Below are 18437 nucleotides of genomic sequence, written 5' to 3' on the forward strand. Positions count from 1 at the left end.
ACAGCAGGCGGCGTAAAAACATCTGCGTCAATGCTGGCGTACTCAGGCCATATGGGGGCGCTGATCGTGCCTGGCCAGCATCTCTGCATAGGGCTCCAACACCCATTTTTGTTCGGCAGCGTCCGGGATCTGCGCCGCACTGGCGAGCACCACCTGGCCATGCTCGGCACACAGCTGCGCCATCGCGGCCGGGCTGATCAGGCCCTCCCGCAGCAGCAAGGCGGTCATTGCCATCAGCAAGGCGTTGTGCTGCACCAGCAGGTCCTGCGCACGCAGCATCTGCGCTTGCAGCAAGGCTTCGATACCGGCATTGGTAGGGGCCACTTCGGTATTGGTGTTGTCGCCCGGCTCCTGGGCCACATCGGTGCGTGACAGGCGCGCGCCAAAACCCAGGTGGCGCAGATAGCGTGCCGCGTCCGCCGTGGCCTGCCGGATGTCCTGCTCGGCGCCGGTGGTACAGGCCTCCTGGCCGAATACATGGCGCTCGGCCGCACGGCCGGCCAGACCCACGCAGACCATGTCCAGCATATTGCGCCGCGAGGTGGCCTGCAGCTCGGTAAAGCTGTTGTAGCCGCCTTCGAAGGTCGCGATATTGATCTTGAGCTCCTGCGGGGTGCGGCCAAACAGCAGCGCATAGACAAGACCATGGCCCGCCTCATGCACCGCCAGCAGCGCGCGGAAATCCGCGCTGGTGCGCTGCTTGACCTTGTTCAGATCCAGCGGCACCGCAAAGCACTGCTGCAGCACCTCGGGCGCATCCGGCAGCGCCAATTGCACCTGCAGCTGGGCCGCGCCAGCGGCCATCTGCACCTGCAATGGCTGGCCGGCCTGCGCGCCCTGCTCCAACGCCCACAGCGCCGCATCCACCAGCGCACTCGAGAGGATCGTGTGCACCGACGAGAACAGCGGCCGCGTCCCCTGGGTGGGGAAGACGGCGTTCTGGTAGATCTGCGCCAGCACATCGTGGCCGATGACAAAGCGCAGCCCGCAGTTGGCCTCGATGCCCTGCACATAGTTGTGCACCGTGGTCGCAATCAGCTGCTCGTAGGCCGCACGGCTGAACGACGGGTAGATCACATGCTGGTTGCCCAGCCGCGCGATCTGCTCGGGCTTGAAGCGCTCGGCCAGCGCACGCTTGACATCGATCAGCGACAAGCGGCTGGTGAGCCGGTGAAAAATGTCGGCGTCGGTGTCGCAGTCCTCGACGCGGCTGGCCGTCTCCGTGTACATCTCATCGAGGTTGCCACAGACAAAGACCAGCAGCTTGCTGTAATCGGTCTCCCAGGATTTCTGGGAGCTGCGAAACTGGATCAGCAATTGGTGAATGTAGTCATTGCTCCACTGCATGATCTCGAGCAACGGCGCATCGAGCTTGAGGCTGCGCTTGAGTGCCTGCGCGTCCCAGGCATCGATCTTGTAGCGCATCTTCTGCTTTTTGTGCCGCTCCTGCGCATCGTCCTCGTCGGCCCGTTCGGCGTCGTAGAGCGCGTCCGCCAGCTTGCGCTCGATGCTGTGCAACTCCGACAAGGCAGGCGGCAGCTTGCCATCCGACAACAAGGCCCAGACATCCTGGTAGCGCTCGACCTTGCTGTCATCGCCACGGCTGCTCACCGTGCGGTAACGCTGGAACTCATCGAGCACCAGGATGCCGGGCGCAGCTTCCACCAGCCCGGCACTCTCGAGCGTGCCGGAGATGGTCGATGCGCCATAGCTGTCACCGTTCTGGCTGAAGCCGTCCATCTGGACTTCGACAAAGCGATCATAAAAACCCAGCAGCTGCGCCAGGCGGCGCGTCAGCTGGGTCTTGCCCGTGCCTGTCAATCCCCACAGGCACACGATCACGGGGCGGGTAATGAGCTGGGGCATCACATACCAGGCGCGCACAGCGCCCGTCACACGGTCAATCACGTCATCAATACCGATCAATTCGGTTTTCAGCTGGGCCGCAATGGCCTGCAGGTTTTGCTGACGCTCATGCATCTGTACGCGAAGCAATAGCTCCGGGGAGGTTTTCATTTCTTTCATCTGATGGTTCTCTTCATCCGGCGCGGCCGCTCAATCCCCGCAGTCGGCGCGGCGCGTCATCTGTTGCAAGGCCATCCGGTCGGCACGGCGCTGGGCGCCTTGGCTGCGGATGTGCTTGCCCGCAGCGCCGGACAGACGCCGCTGGGCCATGGCCTTGGCAACAGGGTTGAAAGGAGTGGCATCGGCCACGATCAGCAACGCAATTGGTTGCTTCATGCGGCGCAAGGCCTTGACCCGGCCCTCTTCAAAGGCGCGGGAAACAGTTTTTGCACTCATCTGTGCGGTTCCTCAGGGGCCTCGCACGCCAATGGCCTGGTGGCTGGCGCAGCAAAACCCCAAAACAAAAAGCCCCGGCGCAGTAGCCAGGGCTTTTGTCGATCCCGGCTGCAGTGTGCAGGCGGCGATCTGGGCCAAGGCTAAACCATATGAACATGGTTTAGCCGGGGCAGAAACCGTGTTCAGTGGAGAGGGTTGAACATGAAACAGGACATAGCAAAAACTCCCAATGGTGCGCTGCAGAAGGTCATTCGTTACTGCAGCGATAAGAAGACGAAGGGTGGACTATAGCGGTAATTTGTTAATTACGCAAGCCCCATATGCAGGCTGTTGCATAAAACTGACCGTCAACCGCTGGCTTCGGCCTCTTTTGCGTGGCTTTTTGCGCATAAAACGCGGCAACACGCCAACCGGGGGAGCCAACCACGGCCGGCGCAGCAGACGGGTCAGTAACGCTTGCGGCCAGCCTTGCGATGCTTGGCGTGCTCGGCCTTCTTGGCCTGCTGCAAGGCCTCGGCCGCCTCGCCGACAGCGCGCCATTGCTCAAACTCTGCCGGGGTCTCCAAGGTAATGCGGCCCAGCATCTGGGTGCGAAAGTCGGTGATCAGCAGCTCAGCCGCCTTTTGCATGTTGATGCGCCCGCCGCTCATCACTGCGCCGCGCTTCTTGCCAATCAGGGTCAGCAGCTCGTCATCCGCGAGCGCCGCCATTTCCTCGTCACCCAGGCCCAGCTTGTAGCGCTCGTCCAGCTGGCGCGCATAGTGCTTTTGCAGGTACAGCAGCAGCTCCAGCGCCACCAGCTCGTCGTCATAGGCATTGCGGCCCACCGATCCGCAGGCCGCCAGGTTGTAACCCGTCTCCGGCACGATGATCTTGGGCCAGAGCATGCCGGGGGTGTCCCAGAGGTAGAAGTCATCGGCCAGCACAATGCGCTGCTCGTCCTTGGTCACACCAGCCTCGTCGCCGGCCTTGGCCTGGCCCTTGCCGCTCATGCTGTTGATCAGGGTGGACTTGCCCACATTGGGCACGCCGCAGATCAGCACGCGCATGGGCTTGGCCAGGCCGCCGCGCCCGGGGGCCAGCTGGCGGCAGGCTTCCACCAGGCGCTTGGCAGGGGCCGGCTCACTGGCATCCAGCGGCAAGGCCTTGGTTTCGTGCTGGGCCTCGTACCAGGCCACCCATTGCGCGGTGCGGCTGGCATCGGCCATGTCCTGCTTGTTGATGATCTTGAGCGTCGGCTTGTGGCCGGTCAGCTCGGTCAGCGCCGGGTTGGCGCTCGATCCTGGCATGCGCGCATCCAGCACCTCGATGACGACATCGATGTCTTTGATGCGCTCGGCAATCAGCTTGCGCGTCAGGTGCATATGCCCGGGGAACCATTGGATACTCATACTCTTGCTTTCGGGGGGAATGGCAGGCAGGCGGTGCGCAGGCAGGCGCGCTGTGCCGGATAATGCTGCCATGTCTTCTTTATCTCAACGCCAGTGGGATGCGCAGCGCAAATCCGATCAGGACCTGCTCATCAAAGGCATCATCTTGGTCTTGATAGGGCTGGTGATCGTGGTCTCGCCCTATGTCGCTCAGGGCGATATTGTGCAGGGAGTTTTCGCCAAGGCGCCGGCAGTGGGTTGGTTTTCCCTGGTATTGGGCGCGGCTTTTGTGCTGCGCTTTGGCCTGCGCCGCAAGGCCGTGCCACCCCGGCCCGAGCAGTGAACCCGGCCATCCCCCGCATCCAGCCACTGAGCAGCTTGCGGCAGGCGCGCCAGTGCTTTGCCGCGCTGCAGGCCAGTGCCAGCGCCCGGCAGATCAGCCTGCGCGAGCCGCCTGCAGCCCCCACCACCTGCTGCGGCCGGGGCTGCAATGGCTGCGTCTGGGAAGGCTTTTTTGCCGCTGCGATGTACTGGCAGGAATGCGCGCTGGAAGCGCTGCAGCCTTAAAGCCGCTGGTCCGCTAGAACCCTCAGGTCGATGAGGCCTGCGCAGGCTCGGCCTGCACAGGAGGCAAGGTCTCCTCACGCGCCAGCAACTGGCGGATCTGCGCTGCATCCTGCTGCAGCTGGCTGGCCAGGATGCGTGCAGTAGCCAGGCGCCGCATCAGCCAGGGAATGAGCTGGTCGCGGTCTTCGGGGCCCGGCACACGTTCGGGCGCCGGCATCTTGGCGGGGCGCGGGGCCTCGCCTTCGACAACGGCCGGTTGCTGAGGCGCCTGCAGCAGGCAGGCGTCGATGGTGGCCGCCGTGTCCTTGAGCTGCTGCACCGCAAACGGCGACGGGGTCTGGCCCCGGCGCATCATCAGCATGATCTTGACCGAGGACATCTGGCCCAGCAGCTGGTAGCAATGGGCCTGGAACAGCTCCAGCGCCTGCAGCGGTGGCTGCACGGCGCGCGGCTCCTTGAGCGAACGGTCCACGGCCTGGATCAGTGCAGACAGGCTGTCGTAGGCCTCGCGCCGGGCCAGGCGCCAGGCCAACTCGGGGGCATTGTCGACGGCCTGCAGCTGGTCCACCGCCAGCGAGGTGCTCGCATGCGCCGCCTGGGCCTTGAGCACGCGCTGCACCAGCGCCGGCAGCTGCGAGCGCTCCCAGGACGGCAGCACGTAGGCGAAGGCCCAGGCAATGCCGGTGCCGATCAGGGTATCGACCACGCGCTCGAACATATGGAAGGTGGTGCTGCCACCGGCATGCAGCATATGGGCCTGCACCAGGCCCAGCACCGTGGCGCCCATCGCGGTGAACAGGTAACGGCGCAGCGCAAAGCCGTGCGACACGCCCTGGGCCAGGGTCAGGCACAGAATCAGGCCCAGCGGTGACAGATGCGCCGACAGAATGGCCAGTGCCGCTACGCAGCCCAGCAAGGTGCCCAGCACCCGCACCGTGCGCCGCTCCAGGGTCTGCGCCAGGCTGCCGCGCAGCACCACGACAATCGTCAGCAGCACCCAGTAGGCATGGGCATTCCAGGGCAGGACCTGCACGACCAGGTAGCCCACCGCAATGGCCAGCGCCGCACGGATCGCATGGCGCAGCGGAGGCGCATCCCAGCTCATCAGGCCCTTGAACGGCGTCCAGGACCAGGCAGTGGGGCTGACAAACATCTGCCAGCTGGCGCGCACCACGGCCAGATCGGGCTCGATCTCGTCGCGGCCCAGGCCGATCAAACGGTTGACCTCTTCATGGATGCGCACAATGCGTTCGCTCAGCTCACGCGACAGCGCCTGGGGCGACACATCCGTGTCGTAGTGGTCGGGCAGCGATTCCTCCAGCCGCTGGGCTGGCAGCTGGCTGGCCATCTGCATCGGGCGCAGCAAGGCATCCAGATTGCTCATCGGCCGGGGCTTGCGGCCCAGCAGCAGGCTGTCGGCCAGGTGCACCACCTCCATCGCCAGCGCACGCAGCATGGCCTGCTGGGCCAGCAGCATCGGCGCCTGCTCGGGCGCCTTGCGCAAATGCTCCAGATCCAGCTCGCAGGCAAGCAGGTGGTCGCGGATCTCCAGCATCTGCATCAGCATGCCGGCCAGGCGCTGGCGGCGTGGCGTGCGCGGGCTCTCCAGCACAATGTCGCGGGCGGCCTGCAACTGGTCTGCAAAGGCCGCGTGCCGGGCCATCAACTGGCCCATGTGCTGCAGCGGTGCACTCCCCCGCGAGAACTTGCCAAAATTGCGGTCCGCCAGGTTGTCGCCATAGGCCTCACCGTCGACCGTCTCGCCTTCCAGGCCGACATGGCGGGCCGCTTCGGGCAGCACCATGCGGGCCTGCTCCAGCATCAAGGCAGCGAGCGACAGCACGGTATCGGCAATGAACTGCACGCGGTAGCGGAAATTGAGCAAGGTGTTGGCGATGACCGCATACACCAGGAACATGCCGGCACCGATGCTGAAGAACATCGTCGATTCGGCCGCTGCGGCCAGCAGCTGCCCCTCGGCCGGCTTGGGCACCGACATGCCCAGCACCATGGCCAGCACCACCGCAATCGCAATCGGCGCGCCGCGCTTGCCCCAGGCCATCCACAAAAAGCCCAGAAAGGTCGACACCACGGCCACCAGGCCCAGCAGCACCAGGTGCTGGTGCATCAACTGCACCATGAAAAACAGCGGCGCGCCCAGCAAGGGCGCGGGCAGCATGCGCCAAAACTTGCCCCGGCGCGGGGCCGGATTGTCGACGACGATGGTGACGATGACCCCAACCGAGGCCGCCGCCGCATGCTGGGTGCCCCAGATCAGTTGCACCAGGGTTGTGACCAGAAAGAGGCCCAGCGCCACTTCCAGCCCGTTGAGCACATAGTGGTTGAGCAGGCCACGCTTGAAGGTGCGCCAGCTGCGGTCGGAAGAGAAATGCGCCATGGAACAACAATATGAGAAATCAACACCGAATGATGTCGGACAAATGATAGCCAACGCGGGAAGCTATCAAATCAGAAGCACCCAGACTCATGCAAACGTTTGCATTCTGACCGCATCCGCTGCGGTATGCCAGCCACAAAAAAGCCCGCATCAGCGGGCTCTGGGGCAGCAGACCGGTCAGGACACGACCAGGTGCTCAGGCGACATATAACACTGGCGCCATTCCTCAAACGGGCCCGTGTCGGCCGCTTCCATGTCTTTTTGGGCCTGGATCGATTCGGCCGCCCGCTGCTGGTACTTGGCTGTCAGTGCATCGTTCCAGGGGCGGGCCAAGGTCTGCTCGCGGGCCCATTGCGACTGGGCAGCGCCAAAGGCCTTGAACGAGGCGCCGAACTGTTCGCTGACCGCCGCCAGCACCTGGGCCGAGGGTGTTTGCTCAGGGTGGGCCAGCAGATGCTGGGAGTGCTTGAGCGCCTGGCTGTAGTCGGTGGTGCCATGGGCCTGGTCCAGCGCCGCGGCAATCGGCTGGCAGGCTTGCAGAACCTCCTGGGCCCAGTCGGTCAGCAACACCTCCTTGCCTTGGCGCTGCAGGTGCAGGCCAGGCTCACGGCCGCGCTCGGCCACCATGTGCTGGTTGTGCTTCATCTCGGCGATTTCAGCCGGCGAATCGGGCGGGCTGTCGCTCAGCAGGCAGTGCAGCAGGAAGATGTCGAGCAGGCGCATGGTGGGAGCGGAGATGCCCATGCTGTCGAACGGATTGATGTCCATCAAGCGCACTTCGACGTATTCCACCCCACGCTCGCGCAGCGCATGCAGCGGACGCTCGCCGCGCTGCACGGTGCGCTTGGGGCGGATGGTGCCGTAGAACTCGTTCTCGATCTGCAGCAGGCTGGTGGCCAGCTGGTTGTACTCGCCACCGGGATTGAGGATGCCCACCTTTTCATAGGCCGGATAGGGCTGGGTCAATGCACCGTAGAGCGAATCGGCATAGCCCTTGAGGTGGTTGTAGCTGACGTTGATGGATGCCTGGGCATCGCTCTGGTAACCCAGGCGCCCCATGCGCAGCGAGGTGGCATGCGGCAGGTGCAGCGCGCCCTGGCCGTCGCCCAACGGCTGCAGCTGGTGCGGGCGGCCCTGCACGAAACAGGGACAGAGCACCGGCGAGGCACCAAAGAGGTAGAGCAGCAAAAAGGCCTGGCGGCGGAAATTGCGGATCAGTCCGAAGTATTCCTCACTGCCGACGCCGGGCAGCGACCAGTTGTAGTGGATGCCCGAGATGGTCTGCATGCGGCGGCCATAGCGGTGGCCCAGGCCCATGCGGTAGATGCTTTTGGAGCGGCCGATGTGCGAGGTGCCGAAACGGCCCAGCGGAATGTTCTCATCCGACGGCAGCGAGCAGGGCATGCTCGAGATCCACAGGCGCTCGTCGTTGGTCTGCAGCACCTGGTAGACGTACTGGTGCACCTCGGCGAGCTCGTCGAGGCAGGCCTGCACCCCTTGGTGCACGCCGGTGATGATCTCGATCTGCGACTCGCTGAAATCGGTCGTGATGCTGCTGTGCGTGAGCGCCGAGCCCAAGGCAGCCGGGTGCGGCGTGAGGGCCAGCGCGCCGTCATCGTTCACGCGCAAGCCTTCTTTCTCGATGCCGCGACCCATCTGCAGCAGGCGCTGCGCGCCAATGGCATCAATACGTTGTTGGATATGGTTCATCTGCGTTGTTCTTGTCAAAGCCGGGCTGCACGATAGCAGGTTGCCCGGCGACTGGCAGAGTATTGCACGCTCAGCCTGACCGGCCTTCGGGATTTAACCCAGGGACTGACGCATGCCCCGGCAAGTCATAGTAAGAAGCTGTTGCAATCGCGCTATCTGTTGCTTTATGCGCAAGCTCAGTGCAGCTTTTGCTGTGCCTTGCGGATTTCCAGATCGCCTTGCACAAAACCATTGTCCGGCACGATGTCGCCGCGGCGGTCGGTCAGCTCGGCCCACTGCTGGGCCAGGTGGCTGTCCATCTCATCCACCGGCACACTGTCGGCGCTCAGGTGGACCCCGCGTGTCATCGTGATGTGCGCGGCTTCGAAACTGCCCGCGCCCGCGCAGACAATGGCCCGTGTCGGTGCGCTCTCGTGCACCAGGGCCAGCATCGCGGGGCTGACCAGCTCGGGCCGCAGCGCACGCAGCATCTCGGGCGCCAGCAGGCCATCGGTCATGCGCGTGGCAGCCGTCGGCGCCAGCGCATTCACATGGATGTTGTACTTGGCCCCTTCCAGCGCCAGGGTCTGCATCAGGCCCACCAGCGCCATCTTGGCGGCGGCATAGTTGCTCTGGCCGAAGTTGCCAAACAGGCCCGACGACGAGGTCGTCATCAAGATGCGGCCATAGTTGGCCGCCTGCATATGGGGCCACACGGCCTTGCAGCAGTGCACGCTGCCCATCAGATGCACTTCCAGCACCGCGCGGAAGTCGTCCATCTCCATCTTGGCAAAACTCTTGTCGCGCAAGGTGCCGGCATTGTTGACCAGCACATCCACCTGGCCCCAGCGTTCCATCACCTGGGCGACCATGGCCTGCACGGCCGGCCAGTCGGTCACCGAGGCATGGCTGGCAATGGCGATGCCGCCCAGCGCCTCAATCTCACGCACCACCTTTTCAGCGGCGGACGAGTTGCCCTGGCCATCCACCGCGCCGCCCGGGTCGTTGACCAGCACCTTGGCCCCGCGCCGGGCCAGCGCCAATGCATGTTCACGCCCCAGCCCGCCGCCGGCCCCCGTCACAATCGCTACCTTGTCGCTGAAATCCAGACCCATACATTCGCACCTTTACGCCATGCGGGCGCTTTTGGCGCCCAATATTGGAAGAGGCCTGCTGCCTCTGATGCATTCGCACTGTACGTGTTCACATTTGCTTTGCACGGCGCTTGGGCGACAGACGCGGGGGAGACAACGCCGGCCGAGGCCGGCTACACGCTAGGGTTATCCCGAAAATGGCTGAACAACCATGTGGATAAGTGGCCATCGCGGGCCATTTAACCCGCTAAGCCCATGTTTTTATTAGCCACGTGTTACATTGCCCGCAATTTCAGCAAAACTGGCCTCATCCTTGCTTTCCAGCATCCATGCTTACCACACATGGCTGGGCAGCTATGCTTTTGATACAGGCTCCACTTTTCACACCGCCATGCCCATCACCCCCGAGCTCTACAACGCCCAGATCGACAACGAAGACATCCAGGTCGATGCCTGGGCAGATACGCCGCTGCTGCAGTCGCTGGAAGAAGGCGGCGTGGACTGGCCCAGCTCCTGCCGCAACGGCACCTGCCGCACCTGTGTCGGCCGGCTCAAATCGGGCAGCGTCCACTATGAGATCGAGTGGCCCGGGCTCAGCGCCGAGGACAAGGAAGCGGGCTGCGTCCTGCCGTGCGTGGCCTATCCGGATGGCAATGTCGTGCTATTGCGCGGCGAATACTGAGCGCTGCCCGACAGCCAGGCTCGGCCGCAATTGACCCGGCACGCTACTCCCCAGAAGCGGCAAAGCCGCCCAGCAGGGGAGCAGCTGGTCTAAAATTGGGGTTTTTACTGTCTGACCTGCTGCAGATCTGCGGCCAGACATGACACAAGTTCTTTAAAGGCATTCCATGAGCAGCCCCCTGATCCCTGCGCCGATCTCTCCGGTGGAGGACATTGTTGCCGAGATGCGCGCTGGCCGCATGGTCGTTCTGGTCGATGAAGCCGACCGCGAAAACGAAGGTGACCTGGTACTGGCGTCCGACCATGTCACGCCGGAAGCCATCAACTTCATGGCCAAGTGGGGCCGGGGCCTCATCTGCCTGACCTTGACCCGCGAGCGCTGCGAGCGCCTGCAGCTGCGCCAGATGACCGCCAACAACGGTGCGCCGCTGTCCACCGCGTTCACCGTCTCCATCGAGGCGGCCGAAGGCGTGACCACCGGAATTTCCGCCGCCGACCGCGCCCGCACCGTACAGGCTGCGGTGGCACCCAATGCCCAAGCCAGTGATCTGGTGCAACCTGGCCATATCTTCCCGTTGCAGGCAGTCGATGGCGGCGTGCTGATGCGTGCCGGCCATACCGAAGCCGGCTGCGACTTGGCGCGCCTGGCAGGCTGCTCGCCCTCCTCCGTCATCTGCGAAGTGATGAAGGACGACGGCACGATGGCCCGCCTGCCCGATCTGCAGCTGTTCTGCGCAGAGCATGGCATCAAGATCGGCACCATCGCCGACCTGATCGAATACCGCAGCCGCCACGAATCGCTGGTCGAGCGCATCAGCAGCCGCCCGCTGCAAACGGCGCATGGCGAGTTCACCGCCCACCTCTACCAGGACCATGCCAGCCACGCCGTGCACATGGCCCTGGTCAAGGGCAGCGTGCAGGCCGACAGCGATGTGCCCGTGCGTGTGCACGAGCCCCTGTCGGTGATGGACCTGCTCGAGACCGGCCGCGCGATGCACAGCTGGACCCTGGACGCCAGCCTGGCCTACCTGCAGCAGCAAAGCTGTGGCGTCGCCGTGCTGCTCAACTGCAATGAAAGCGCCTCACAGCTGATCCGCCAGTTCGACGGCAAGGCACGCGCCGCGCAAGCCCCCGAGCGGGGCCGCATGGATCTGCGCACCTACGGCATTGGCGCGCAGATCCTGCGGGACTGCGGCGTGCAGAAGATGCGCCTGATGGGCGCGCCCCGCCGCCTGCCCAGCATGGCCGGTTACGGGCTTGAGATCACCGGATACATCAACAAGGAATAACACATGTTTGGAGCAGAAAAAGGCAGCGCAGCAAACCTGGACGGCAGCGCGCTCGCCATCGGCATTGTGCAGGCCCGGTTCAACGAAAGCATCACCGACAGCCTGGCCCAGGCCTGCCTGCAGGAGCTGGCCGCGATGGGCGTGCAAGCCGAGAACATCCGCCATGTCAAAGTACCCGGCGCACTCGAAGTGCCCGTGGCGCTGCAAGCGATGGCCGAATCCGAAGAATTCGATGCGCTGATCGCGCTGGGCTGCATCATCCGCGGCGAAACCTACCACTTTGAACTGGTGGCCAACGAATCGGGCGCAGGCGTCACGCGCATCGGGCTGGATTTCCAGATCCCCGTTGCCAACGCCATCCTCACCACTGAAAACGAAGCCCAGGCCATTGCCCGCCAGGTCGACAAGGGGCGCGATGCCGCCATCGTCGCCGTCGAGATGGCCAATCTGCTGAAAACACTATGAACGAAAACGACCAGAACGCGCCCTCCTCCAGCCCGCGCCCTCCGCGCCAGGCCCGCAAGGGCCTTACCTCCACCGGCGCGCGCAAGGCTGCCTCCAAGTCCACCCGCAGCCGCTCGCGTGAGTTCGCGCTGCAGGCGCTCTACCAGTACATCCTGAGCGGCAACAGCGCCACCGAGATCGACCTGTTCACGCGCGACCTGGCTGGCTTTCACAAGGCCGATGCCGCCCATTACGACGCGCTGCTGCACGGCTGCATCGAATCGGCCGAGCAACTCAATGCGCAGATCGTCCCGCACCTGGACCGCAAGATGGACGAGATCTCGCCCATCGAGCATGCCTGCATGTGGATTGGCGTCTATGAGTTCCAGCACTGCCTGGATGTGCCATGGCGCGTGGTCATCAACGAGAGCATCGAGCTGGCCAAGGAATTTGGCGGCACCGACGGCTACAAGTATGTGAACGCGGTGCTCAACGCGCTGGCCCCGAGCCTGCGCGCCGTTGAAGTGGCGGCCGACCGCAACAACGCGGCCTGATCGCGCTGACAACCGATGCCCATGCCTGCGCGCTGGCATCGGTTTTTTCTAAGGGCTTAGCCGCCGCCAGTTATACTTTTGATAGCACACTCTGTGCTGGCCCATACGCCGCCAACGCTGTGGGTGCCCTCTGATCCAAGCCGAAGACCATGAAAATCGCCACCCGAGCCGAGCGCATTGAGCCGTTTTATGTGATGGAGGTCGCCAAGGCCGCCCAGGCACTGGCGGCCCAGGTGGCGGGCAGCGCGGAGCCGATGATCTTTCTCAACATCGGCGAGCCGGACTTCACCGCGCCAGCGCTGGTGCAGCAAGCCGCCGACCGCGCCATCCGCGAAGGCCGCACCCAGTACACACCGGCGCTGGGCATCGAGCCTTTGCGCCAGGCGCTGTCCGATTGGTACCAGCAGCGCTTTGGCGTCGATGTGCCAGCGCGCCGCATCGTCATCACCGCCGGCGCATCCGCTGCCTTGCAGCTGGTCTGCCTGTCGCTGATCAACGCCGGCGACGAGATCCTGATGCCCGACCCCAGCTACCCCTGCAACCGCCACTTTGTCAGTGCGGCAGAAGGCAGGGCCGTGCTGCTGCCCACCACGGCCCAAGAGCGCTTTCAGCTGAGCGCCGACAAGGTGCAGGCCGCCTGGAGCGACCAAACCCGTGGCGTGCTGCTGGCCTCGCCCTCCAACCCCACCGGCAGCTCGATTGCGCCGCAGGAGCTGCGCCGTATCCATGAGGTGGTCAAGGCCCGCGATGGGGTGACCATCATCGACGAGATCTACCTGGGCCTGTCCTATGACGAGGCCTTTGGCCAGACTGCGCTGGCGATCGATGACAACATCATCTCGATCAACAGCTTCAGCAAGTACTTCAACATGACCGGCTGGCGCCTGGGCTGGGCCGTGGTGCCCGAAGCGCTGGTGCCTGTGGTCGAGCGCGTGGCGCAGAACCTGTTCATCTGCGCCAGCACCATTGCCCAGCATGCGGCACTGGCCTGTTTTGCGCCCGAGAGCATGGCCGAGTACGAGCGCCGCCGCGCCGAGTTCAAGGCCCGGCGTGATTACTTCATCCCGGCGCTTGAAGCACTGGGCCTGCCCGTGCCGGTCGCACCCGATGGCGCCTTCTACGCCTGGGCCGACTGCAGCGAGGCTGCCAGGAAGCTCGGCGTTGAAGGCTCCTGGGACTTTGCCTATGCGGTGATGGAGCGGGCCCACCTGGCGATCACCCCGGGCCGCGACTTTGGCAGCCATGACACCGGCCGCTTTGTGCGCTTTTCCACCGCCAACTCGATGGAGCAGCTGCAAGAGGCCATTGCCCGGCTGCGCAAGCTGCTGGCCTGATGATGACCGCTGCGCGCCGCTCTCTGTCAGCATCCTCGCACGAGGATCCGCGCGGCACTGCGCTGTTTCTTCGTTATAGAGCCAATTTGAAAGGCTATATCCATGGCCTTTGAGTTCCCCATCCGCATTTACTGGGAAGACACCGATGCCGGCGGCATCGTCTTTTACGCGAACTACCTCAAGTTCATGGAGCGGGGCCGCACCGAATGGCTGCGCTCGCTGGGACTGGAGCAGCAGCGCCTGCGCGAGCAGGTCGGCGGCATGTTCGTGGTCAGTGAAGCGACTATCAAATATTTACAACCTGCTCGCCTGGACGATGAACTCATCGTCACCGCAGAACTCCAAGATGCGGGGCGCGCCTCCATGCAGATCACACAGCGGGTGCTCTTAAAACAGAAGCAACCAACAGATACACCTCAACTGCTGTGTGAGGGCACAATTCGTATCGGCTGGGTCGACGCTGTCAGCATGCGCCCGGCAAGAATTCCTCAAACCCTGATCCAAACCATCTCATGAATTCCCAAGAAATGTCCATTGCCAGCCTGGTCTTGCATGCCAGCTGGGTGGTGCAACTCGTGATGCTAATCCTGGTGGCCGCCTCGGTCGCCTGCTGGGCAACGATCCTGCGCAAGGTCGGCATGCTCAAAGCCATCAAGAACAAGAATGAGACCTTCGAGAGCGACTTCTGGTCCGGCTCCAGCCTCAACGAGCTCTACCAGAACGCGATGCACAACGTCAAAGCCTGCGGCCCGATGGAACGCATCTTTGCCAGCGGCATGCGCGAGTACCAGAAACTGCGCGAGCGCCACATCACCAACCCCGACACCTTGCTGGACGGCACCCGCCGTGCCATGCGCGCGAGCTTCCAGCGCGAGATGGACGAGATCGAATCGGGCCTGTCGCTGCTGGGAACGATCGGCTCCGTCTCTCCGTACGTCGGCCTGTTCGGCACCGTCTGGGGCGTGATGCACGCCTTCACCGGATTTGCCAGCATGGAGCAGATCACCCTGGCTACCGTTGCGCCCGGCATTGCTGAAGCCCTGGTGGCCACTGCGATGGGTCTGTTCGCGGCCATTCCCGCCGTGACCGCCTACAACCGCTTCTCCAGCGGCATTGACCGCATCGCCAGCCAGCAGGAAACCTTCATCGAAGAGTTCTCCAACATCTTGCAGCGCAACCTGGGCGCCCAGCCGCTGCACGCAGCGCACTAAATACAAAGGAAACAGCCATGCCGGCCGTAGCCTCTCGCGGTAAACGCAACCGCCGCACCGTCAACGAGATCAACATGGTGCCCTTCATCGACGTGATGCTGGTGCTGCTGATCATCTTCATGGTCACCGCCCCCATGCTGACGCCGGGCGCCATCAACCTGCCCAAGGCAGGCAAGAGCGAGCGCCCGCCCACCAAGAACATCGCCCATGTCCTGCTGGACAAGGACGGCTCGATCCAGCTCAAGACCGGCAATGTCACGCAGACCGTGGCCGCTGGCGATCTGGCCGACCGGGCCAAGGCCTGGCAAGCGGACAACCCGCCTGAGGACAGCGCGATGCTGATCGTGGCGGACAAGGACCTGACCTACCAGAAGGTGATCGATACGATGTCGACCCTGCAGAAGGCCGGTGTCAAACGTGTTGCCCTGCAAGTGGCAGGCGGCAGCCAATAAGAAGAGTCGCCATGTCCCCTCGTCAAGAGCGCGATCAGCTTGCTCCACCCCGTCCACCGTCCCGGACCAAATCCTGGGCGGTGGCGACTGCCGCCCACCTGCTGGTGGTCGTCGCCCTGCTCTGGACCGTGCGCAACCCGCGCGACAGCGATCAGCCCTCGGTCGAGGCCGAGCTATGGGCGCCCACCAATGAGCAGGCTGCGCCCGCACCACTGACGCCGCCCCCACCGCCTCCGCCCGTGGCACCGCCACCACCGGCACCGGTGCCGCCGCCTCCCCCGCCCGCACCCGCCCCGGCCGTGACCACGCCCAAACCCGTGGCCGCCGTGCCGGACGAGGATGACCGCGAGTCCGAGATTGCGCTGCGCAAGAAGAAGGAGCAGGAAGCCAAGCAGCGCGAGCAAAAGGAGCGTGAACTGGCCCAGCGCAAGGAAGCCGAGCGCAAGAAACAGGCCGAGCAGGACAGGAAGGAGCGCCTGGAAGAAGAGCGCCAGGAACGCCTGCAAAAGGAAAAGGACGCCCGCGAAAAAGCCGAAAAGGCGGAGCGGGACCGCAAGGAAGCCGACCGCAAGAAGCAGGCCGAGCAGGACAAGAAGGACCGTCTGCAGAAGGAAAAGGACGCCCGCGAGAAGGCGGAGAAGGACAAGGCCGAACGCGAGAAGGCAGAAAAAGCCAAGGCAGAAGCCGACGCCAAAGCCAAAGCTGCAGCCGACGCGAAGGCCAAGGCTGCCGCCGATGCCAAGGCCAAGGCCGCTGCAGACGCCAAGGCCAAGGCAGCAGCGGACGCCAAGGCCGCCGAAGCCCAGCGCCAGGCCAATCTGGCACGCATGGCGGGCATGGCCGGTGCGGCAGGCGCCAGCGGCAGCAGCCAGGGCGGCTCGACCTCGGGCACCGCCAGCGGTCAGGGTGGCCCATCGGCCGGCTATGGCGGCAAGGTGGCCGCCAAGGTGCGCCCCAACATCACCTTCCCGGATGACATTCAGGGCAATCCGCGGGCCGAGCTGGAAGTGCGCGCCGCCCCGGATGGCACCATTGTGGGTGTGCGCGTCACCAAGTCCAGCGGCAACAAGGCCTGGGACGATGCCGTCGTCCGTGCCATGCACAAGACGGAAACCCTGCCGCGCGACACCGATGGCCGGGTGCCTTCCAGCCTGGTCATCGGCTTCCGCCCCAAGGACTGAAGACCTGTTCGTCTTCCTGAAAAAAATGCCCTCGGCCACCTTGGCCGAGGGCATTTGTCCTTTGAAAGGAAGCGTGCAGGCACCGCCCTTGCGGGCGCCCGCCATGGAAGGTGTTTACGCGCTCAGGTCACCATGTAGCCGCCATCGACCGGCAGCACCACCCCGGTCATAAAGCTGGCTGCCGGCGTGCAGAGGAACACCGCTGCCTGCGCCACATCCTGCGGGGTGCCCCAGCGCCCCAGGGGCGTGCGCGCGAGGATGGGGCCTGAACGGGCCGGGTCGTCCTGCAGCGCCTGGGTCAGCGGCGTCGCAATCCAGCCTGGGGCAATCGCATTCACCCGGATGCCGTCGGCCGCATAGGCAATCGCGAGCGACTTGGTCAGCTGGCCAATACCCCCCTTGCTGGCCGCATAGCCGGGCACCAGGCCGCCGCCGAAGAAAGTCAGCATCGATGCGGTGTTGACAATGCAGCCGCGCCGGGCACGCAGCTTGTCGCGCGTGGCGGTGCAGACCCGCATGGTGCCGGTCAGGTTCACCTCCAGCACGCGCTGGAAAACCTCCACATCGTGCTCCAGGCCGCGCTTGATGATGCCCGCGCAGTTGAAGACGATGTCGAGTTCGTCCAGATCGGCCAGCGCCCCATCCAGATCGGCCTGGCGGGTGACATCGGCCTGGCGCACTTCCACCCCGGCGTCCAGCGTGCCGTCGCCGTCGCCCAGGCCCAGCGCAATCACCCTCGCGCCCAGCGCGGCCAAATGGTTGGCAATCACCGCGCCAATGCCTTGGGTGGCCCCAGCCACCAAGGCAGTCTTGCCTGTCAACAGGTCTTTCTGGTAGGTCGTAGTCATCACTCGCATCACTCGCTTGGGGCTCAGTTCTTCATGTCCAGCAGTTTGATCAGGTCAGCGAAATAGCTCGCATCCTTCATCATCTGGTTGCGGAAACCCTGGTCGTCGGCATAGACAAAGCCCAGATTCTGCTTGGCCAGCACTTCCTGGAAGGCGGGCTCATCCACCGTCTTCTTGGCGGCCGTCTTGAGGTAATCCAGCACATCGGCCGGCAGCTTCTTGGGGCCGGCAATGCCGCGCCAGGTGCCAATGCTCAGATCGATGCCCTTTTCCTTCAACGTGGGCACCTTGTCAAAGTTCTTGACGCGCTGGTCGGCCATCACGGTCAGCATCTTGAGCTTGCCTGCCTGCAGTTGCTGGGCCACTTCGGCCGGGCTCACCGCCACCGCATCGACGTGGCCGCCCATCAGCGCCAGCACGGCCGGGCCTGCCCCCTGGAATGGAATGTGGTTGAACTTGATGCCGGTCTTGTCGCCCAGCGCGGTGGCTGCAAAGTGCCAGATCGAGCCATTGCCGGCATTGCCCACGCCCATCTTGCCGGGCTCCTTCTTGGAGGCGGCGAGGAACTCCTCAATCGTGTTCCACGGCGCATCGGCGCGCACGGTGATCGCGGCCGGGTCGGCGTTGAACTGGATGATGGGCTGCACATCGTCGTACGAGAACTTGGCCAGTCCCATCGGCTTGAGGGTGACCAGCTCCACCGTCACCACGGCCAGCTTGTAGCCGTCGGGCTTCGCATTGATCATGTCGGTCCAACCGATGGCGCCGCTGGCTCCGGGTTTGTTGATCACCACCACGCTTTGCGGAATGTGCTTGCGCGCCGCCTCACCGAAGGCGCGGGCCACGCCGTCGGTGCCGCCACCAGGCTGGAAGGGCACGATCAGCTCGATCTGGCGCGCCGGAAAGTCCGCCGCCGCCGCCCAGCCGCTGATGCCCATCAGCACAGCGCTGGCACCGGCGGCGACAAAGCCCATGGCGCTGCGGCGCGTTTTGTTCATGTTCATACCGTCTCCTGCTTTTTACT

19 protein-coding genes are annotated in these 18437 nt (G+C 64.3%); 11 read left to right on the plus strand and 8 right to left on the minus strand.

The features are described from left to right. Window positions 1-42: 42 nt before the first annotated feature. The 3 genes from ACCQ08_RS00890 to ylqF form a co-directional block, all read right to left on the minus strand. Window positions 43-2016, minus strand: coding sequence for an AAA family ATPase (locus ACCQ08_RS00890; RefSeq protein ID WP_373448598.1), 1974 nt, complete (start codon window positions 2014-2016; stop codon window positions 43-45). Between the two features lie 39 nt (window positions 2017-2055). After that, window positions 2056-2301: a hypothetical protein gene (locus ACCQ08_RS00895; RefSeq protein WP_239811392.1), complete on the minus strand. Its 246-nt coding sequence runs from the start codon at window positions 2299-2301 to the stop codon at window positions 2056-2058. 446 nt (window positions 2302-2747) lie between these two features. Next, window positions 2748-3692, minus strand: coding sequence for a ribosome biogenesis GTPase YlqF (gene ylqF, locus ACCQ08_RS00900; RefSeq protein ID WP_312409663.1), 945 nt, complete (start codon window positions 3690-3692; stop codon window positions 2748-2750). A gap of 70 nt (window positions 3693-3762) precedes the next feature. Between ylqF and ACCQ08_RS00905 the strand changes: the two genes are divergently transcribed. Next, window positions 3763-4014, plus strand: coding sequence for a hypothetical protein (locus tag ACCQ08_RS00905; RefSeq protein WP_021027316.1), 252 nt, complete (start codon window positions 3763-3765; stop codon window positions 4012-4014). Next, window positions 4011-4238 carry an oxidoreductase-like domain-containing protein gene (locus ACCQ08_RS00910; RefSeq protein WP_373448599.1) on the plus strand — a complete coding sequence of 76 codons (228 nt, stop codon included), beginning with the start codon at window positions 4011-4013 and terminating at the stop codon, window positions 4236-4238. Before ACCQ08_RS00905 ends, ACCQ08_RS00910 begins: the two co-directional genes overlap by 4 nt. Window positions 4239-4260: 22 nt before the next feature. Here the strand turns inward: ACCQ08_RS00910 and ACCQ08_RS00915 are convergent, their stop codons facing one another. The 3 genes from ACCQ08_RS00915 to ACCQ08_RS00925 all read right to left on the minus strand — a co-directional run bounded on the left by ACCQ08_RS00915 (window position 4261) and on the right by ACCQ08_RS00925 (window position 9440). Continuing rightward, the gene (locus ACCQ08_RS00915) at window positions 4261-6636 is read right to left on the minus strand and encodes an FUSC family protein (protein ID WP_373448600.1); all 2376 of its coding nucleotides are present in this window, start codon (window positions 6634-6636) and stop codon (window positions 4261-4263) included. Between the two features lie 177 nt (window positions 6637-6813). Beyond that, window positions 6814-8346 (minus strand): glutamate--cysteine ligase, encoded by a 1533-nt coding sequence (gene gshA / locus ACCQ08_RS00920; RefSeq protein WP_312409669.1) that lies wholly within the window; start codon window positions 8344-8346, stop codon window positions 6814-6816. A gap of 176 nt (window positions 8347-8522) precedes the next feature. Then, the gene (locus ACCQ08_RS00925; RefSeq protein WP_373448601.1) at window positions 8523-9440 is read right to left on the minus strand and encodes an SDR family NAD(P)-dependent oxidoreductase; all 918 of its coding nucleotides are present in this window, start codon (window positions 9438-9440) and stop codon (window positions 8523-8525) included. A gap of 370 nt (window positions 9441-9810) precedes the next feature. Here ACCQ08_RS00925 and ACCQ08_RS00930 point away from each other — a divergent pair, with 370 nt between their 5' ends. The 9 genes from ACCQ08_RS00930 (at window position 9811) to tolA (ending at window position 16565) form a co-directional block, all read left to right on the plus strand. Further along, window positions 9811-10101, plus strand: coding sequence for a 2Fe-2S iron-sulfur cluster binding domain-containing protein (locus ACCQ08_RS00930; RefSeq protein WP_239811386.1), 291 nt, complete (start codon window positions 9811-9813; stop codon window positions 10099-10101). A gap of 166 nt (window positions 10102-10267) precedes the next feature. Then, window positions 10268-11389, plus strand: a complete 1122-nt coding sequence (gene ribBA / locus ACCQ08_RS00935) for a bifunctional 3,4-dihydroxy-2-butanone-4-phosphate synthase/GTP cyclohydrolase II (RefSeq protein ID WP_239811385.1) — start codon at window positions 10268-10270, stop codon at window positions 11387-11389. 3 nt (window positions 11390-11392) lie between these two features. Then, window positions 11393-11854, plus strand: a complete 462-nt coding sequence (gene ribH, locus ACCQ08_RS00940) for a 6,7-dimethyl-8-ribityllumazine synthase (protein ID WP_230771409.1) — start codon at window positions 11393-11395, stop codon at window positions 11852-11854. Then, window positions 11851-12387 carry a transcription antitermination factor NusB gene (gene nusB, locus ACCQ08_RS00945; protein WP_312409675.1) on the plus strand — a complete coding sequence of 179 codons (537 nt, stop codon included), beginning with the start codon at window positions 11851-11853 and terminating at the stop codon, window positions 12385-12387. Before ribH ends, nusB begins: the two co-directional genes overlap by 4 nt. 149 nt (window positions 12388-12536) lie before the next feature. Beyond that, window positions 12537-13721, plus strand: coding sequence for a pyridoxal phosphate-dependent aminotransferase (locus ACCQ08_RS00950; RefSeq protein WP_312462982.1), 1185 nt, complete (start codon window positions 12537-12539; stop codon window positions 13719-13721). 102 nt (window positions 13722-13823) lie between these two features. Continuing rightward, window positions 13824-14237, plus strand: a complete 414-nt coding sequence (ybgC, locus tag ACCQ08_RS00955) for a tol-pal system-associated acyl-CoA thioesterase (RefSeq protein WP_239811382.1) — start codon at window positions 13824-13826, stop codon at window positions 14235-14237. Next, entirely contained in the window at window positions 14234-14932 is a 699-nt protein-coding gene (gene tolQ / locus ACCQ08_RS00960) for a protein TolQ (protein ID WP_133858039.1), read from the plus strand. The genes ybgC and tolQ overlap by 4 nt, the downstream gene beginning before the upstream one ends. A 17-nt stretch (window positions 14933-14949) precedes the next feature. Further along, window positions 14950-15384, plus strand: coding sequence for an ExbD/TolR family protein (locus ACCQ08_RS00965; protein WP_133858040.1), 435 nt, complete (start codon window positions 14950-14952; stop codon window positions 15382-15384). Window positions 15385-15395: 11 nt separating this feature from the next. Then, complete coding sequence (gene tolA / locus ACCQ08_RS00970) at window positions 15396-16565, plus strand: cell envelope integrity protein TolA (protein ID WP_239811381.1); 1170 nt, start codon at window positions 15396-15398, stop codon at window positions 16563-16565. 122 nt (window positions 16566-16687) lie between these two features. On the opposite strand, the gene ACCQ08_RS00975 is transcribed toward tolA, so the two are convergent. Together ACCQ08_RS00975 and ACCQ08_RS00980 are read right to left on the minus strand one after the other, a co-directional pair. Continuing rightward, window positions 16688-17413 carry an SDR family NAD(P)-dependent oxidoreductase gene (locus ACCQ08_RS00975; RefSeq protein WP_239811380.1) on the minus strand — a complete coding sequence of 242 codons (726 nt, stop codon included), beginning with the start codon at window positions 17411-17413 and terminating at the stop codon, window positions 16688-16690. A 23-nt stretch (window positions 17414-17436) separates the two neighbouring features. Then, complete coding sequence (locus ACCQ08_RS00980; RefSeq protein WP_373448828.1) at window positions 17437-18411, minus strand: Bug family tripartite tricarboxylate transporter substrate binding protein; 975 nt, start codon at window positions 18409-18411, stop codon at window positions 17437-17439. Window positions 18412-18437 lie beyond the last annotated feature (26 nt).

This window comes from Comamonas sp. SY3 (genome assembly GCF_041730275.1).
Taxonomy (GTDB): domain Bacteria; phylum Pseudomonadota; class Gammaproteobacteria; order Burkholderiales; family Burkholderiaceae_C; genus Comamonas; species Comamonas sediminis.

Coding starts and splice junctions, on each gene's coding strand:
- ACCQ08_RS00890 (WP_373448598.1), bottom strand. CDS start 2,016: ATGAAAACCTCCCCGGAGCTATTGCTTCGCGTACAGATGCATGAGCGT.
- ACCQ08_RS00895 (WP_239811392.1), bottom strand. CDS start 2,301: ATGAGTGCAAAAACTGTTTCCCGCGCCTTTGAAGAGGGCCGGGTCAAG.
- ylqF (WP_312409663.1), bottom strand. CDS start 3,692: ATGAGTATCCAATGGTTCCCCGGGCATATGCACCTGACGCGCAAGCTG.
- ACCQ08_RS00905 (WP_021027316.1), top strand. CDS start 3,763: ATGTCTTCTTTATCTCAACGCCAGTGGGATGCGCAGCGCAAATCCGAT.
- ACCQ08_RS00915 (WP_373448600.1), bottom strand. CDS start 6,636: ATGGCGCATTTCTCTTCCGACCGCAGCTGGCGCACCTTCAAGCGTGGC.
- gshA (WP_312409669.1), bottom strand. CDS start 8,346: ATGAACCATATCCAACAACGTATTGATGCCATTGGCGCGCAGCGCCTG.
- ACCQ08_RS00925 (WP_373448601.1), bottom strand. CDS start 9,440: ATGGGTCTGGATTTCAGCGACAAGGTAGCGATTGTGACGGGGGCCGGC.
- ACCQ08_RS00930 (WP_239811386.1), top strand. CDS start 9,811: ATGCCCATCACCCCCGAGCTCTACAACGCCCAGATCGACAACGAAGAC.
- ribBA (WP_239811385.1), top strand. CDS start 10,268: ATGAGCAGCCCCCTGATCCCTGCGCCGATCTCTCCGGTGGAGGACATT.
- ribH (WP_230771409.1), top strand. CDS start 11,393: ATGTTTGGAGCAGAAAAAGGCAGCGCAGCAAACCTGGACGGCAGCGCG.
- nusB (WP_312409675.1), top strand. CDS start 11,851: ATGAACGAAAACGACCAGAACGCGCCCTCCTCCAGCCCGCGCCCTCCG.
- ACCQ08_RS00950 (WP_312462982.1), top strand. CDS start 12,537: ATGAAAATCGCCACCCGAGCCGAGCGCATTGAGCCGTTTTATGTGATG.
- ybgC (WP_239811382.1), top strand. CDS start 13,824: ATGGCCTTTGAGTTCCCCATCCGCATTTACTGGGAAGACACCGATGCC.
- tolQ (WP_133858039.1), top strand. CDS start 14,234: ATGAATTCCCAAGAAATGTCCATTGCCAGCCTGGTCTTGCATGCCAGC.
- ACCQ08_RS00965 (WP_133858040.1), top strand. CDS start 14,950: ATGCCGGCCGTAGCCTCTCGCGGTAAACGCAACCGCCGCACCGTCAAC.
- tolA (WP_239811381.1), top strand. CDS start 15,396: ATGTCCCCTCGTCAAGAGCGCGATCAGCTTGCTCCACCCCGTCCACCG.
- ACCQ08_RS00975 (WP_239811380.1), bottom strand. CDS start 17,413: ATGACTACGACCTACCAGAAAGACCTGTTGACAGGCAAGACTGCCTTG.
- ACCQ08_RS00980 (WP_373448828.1), bottom strand. CDS start 18,411: ATGAACAAAACGCGCCGCAGCGCCATGGGCTTTGTCGCCGCCGGTGCC.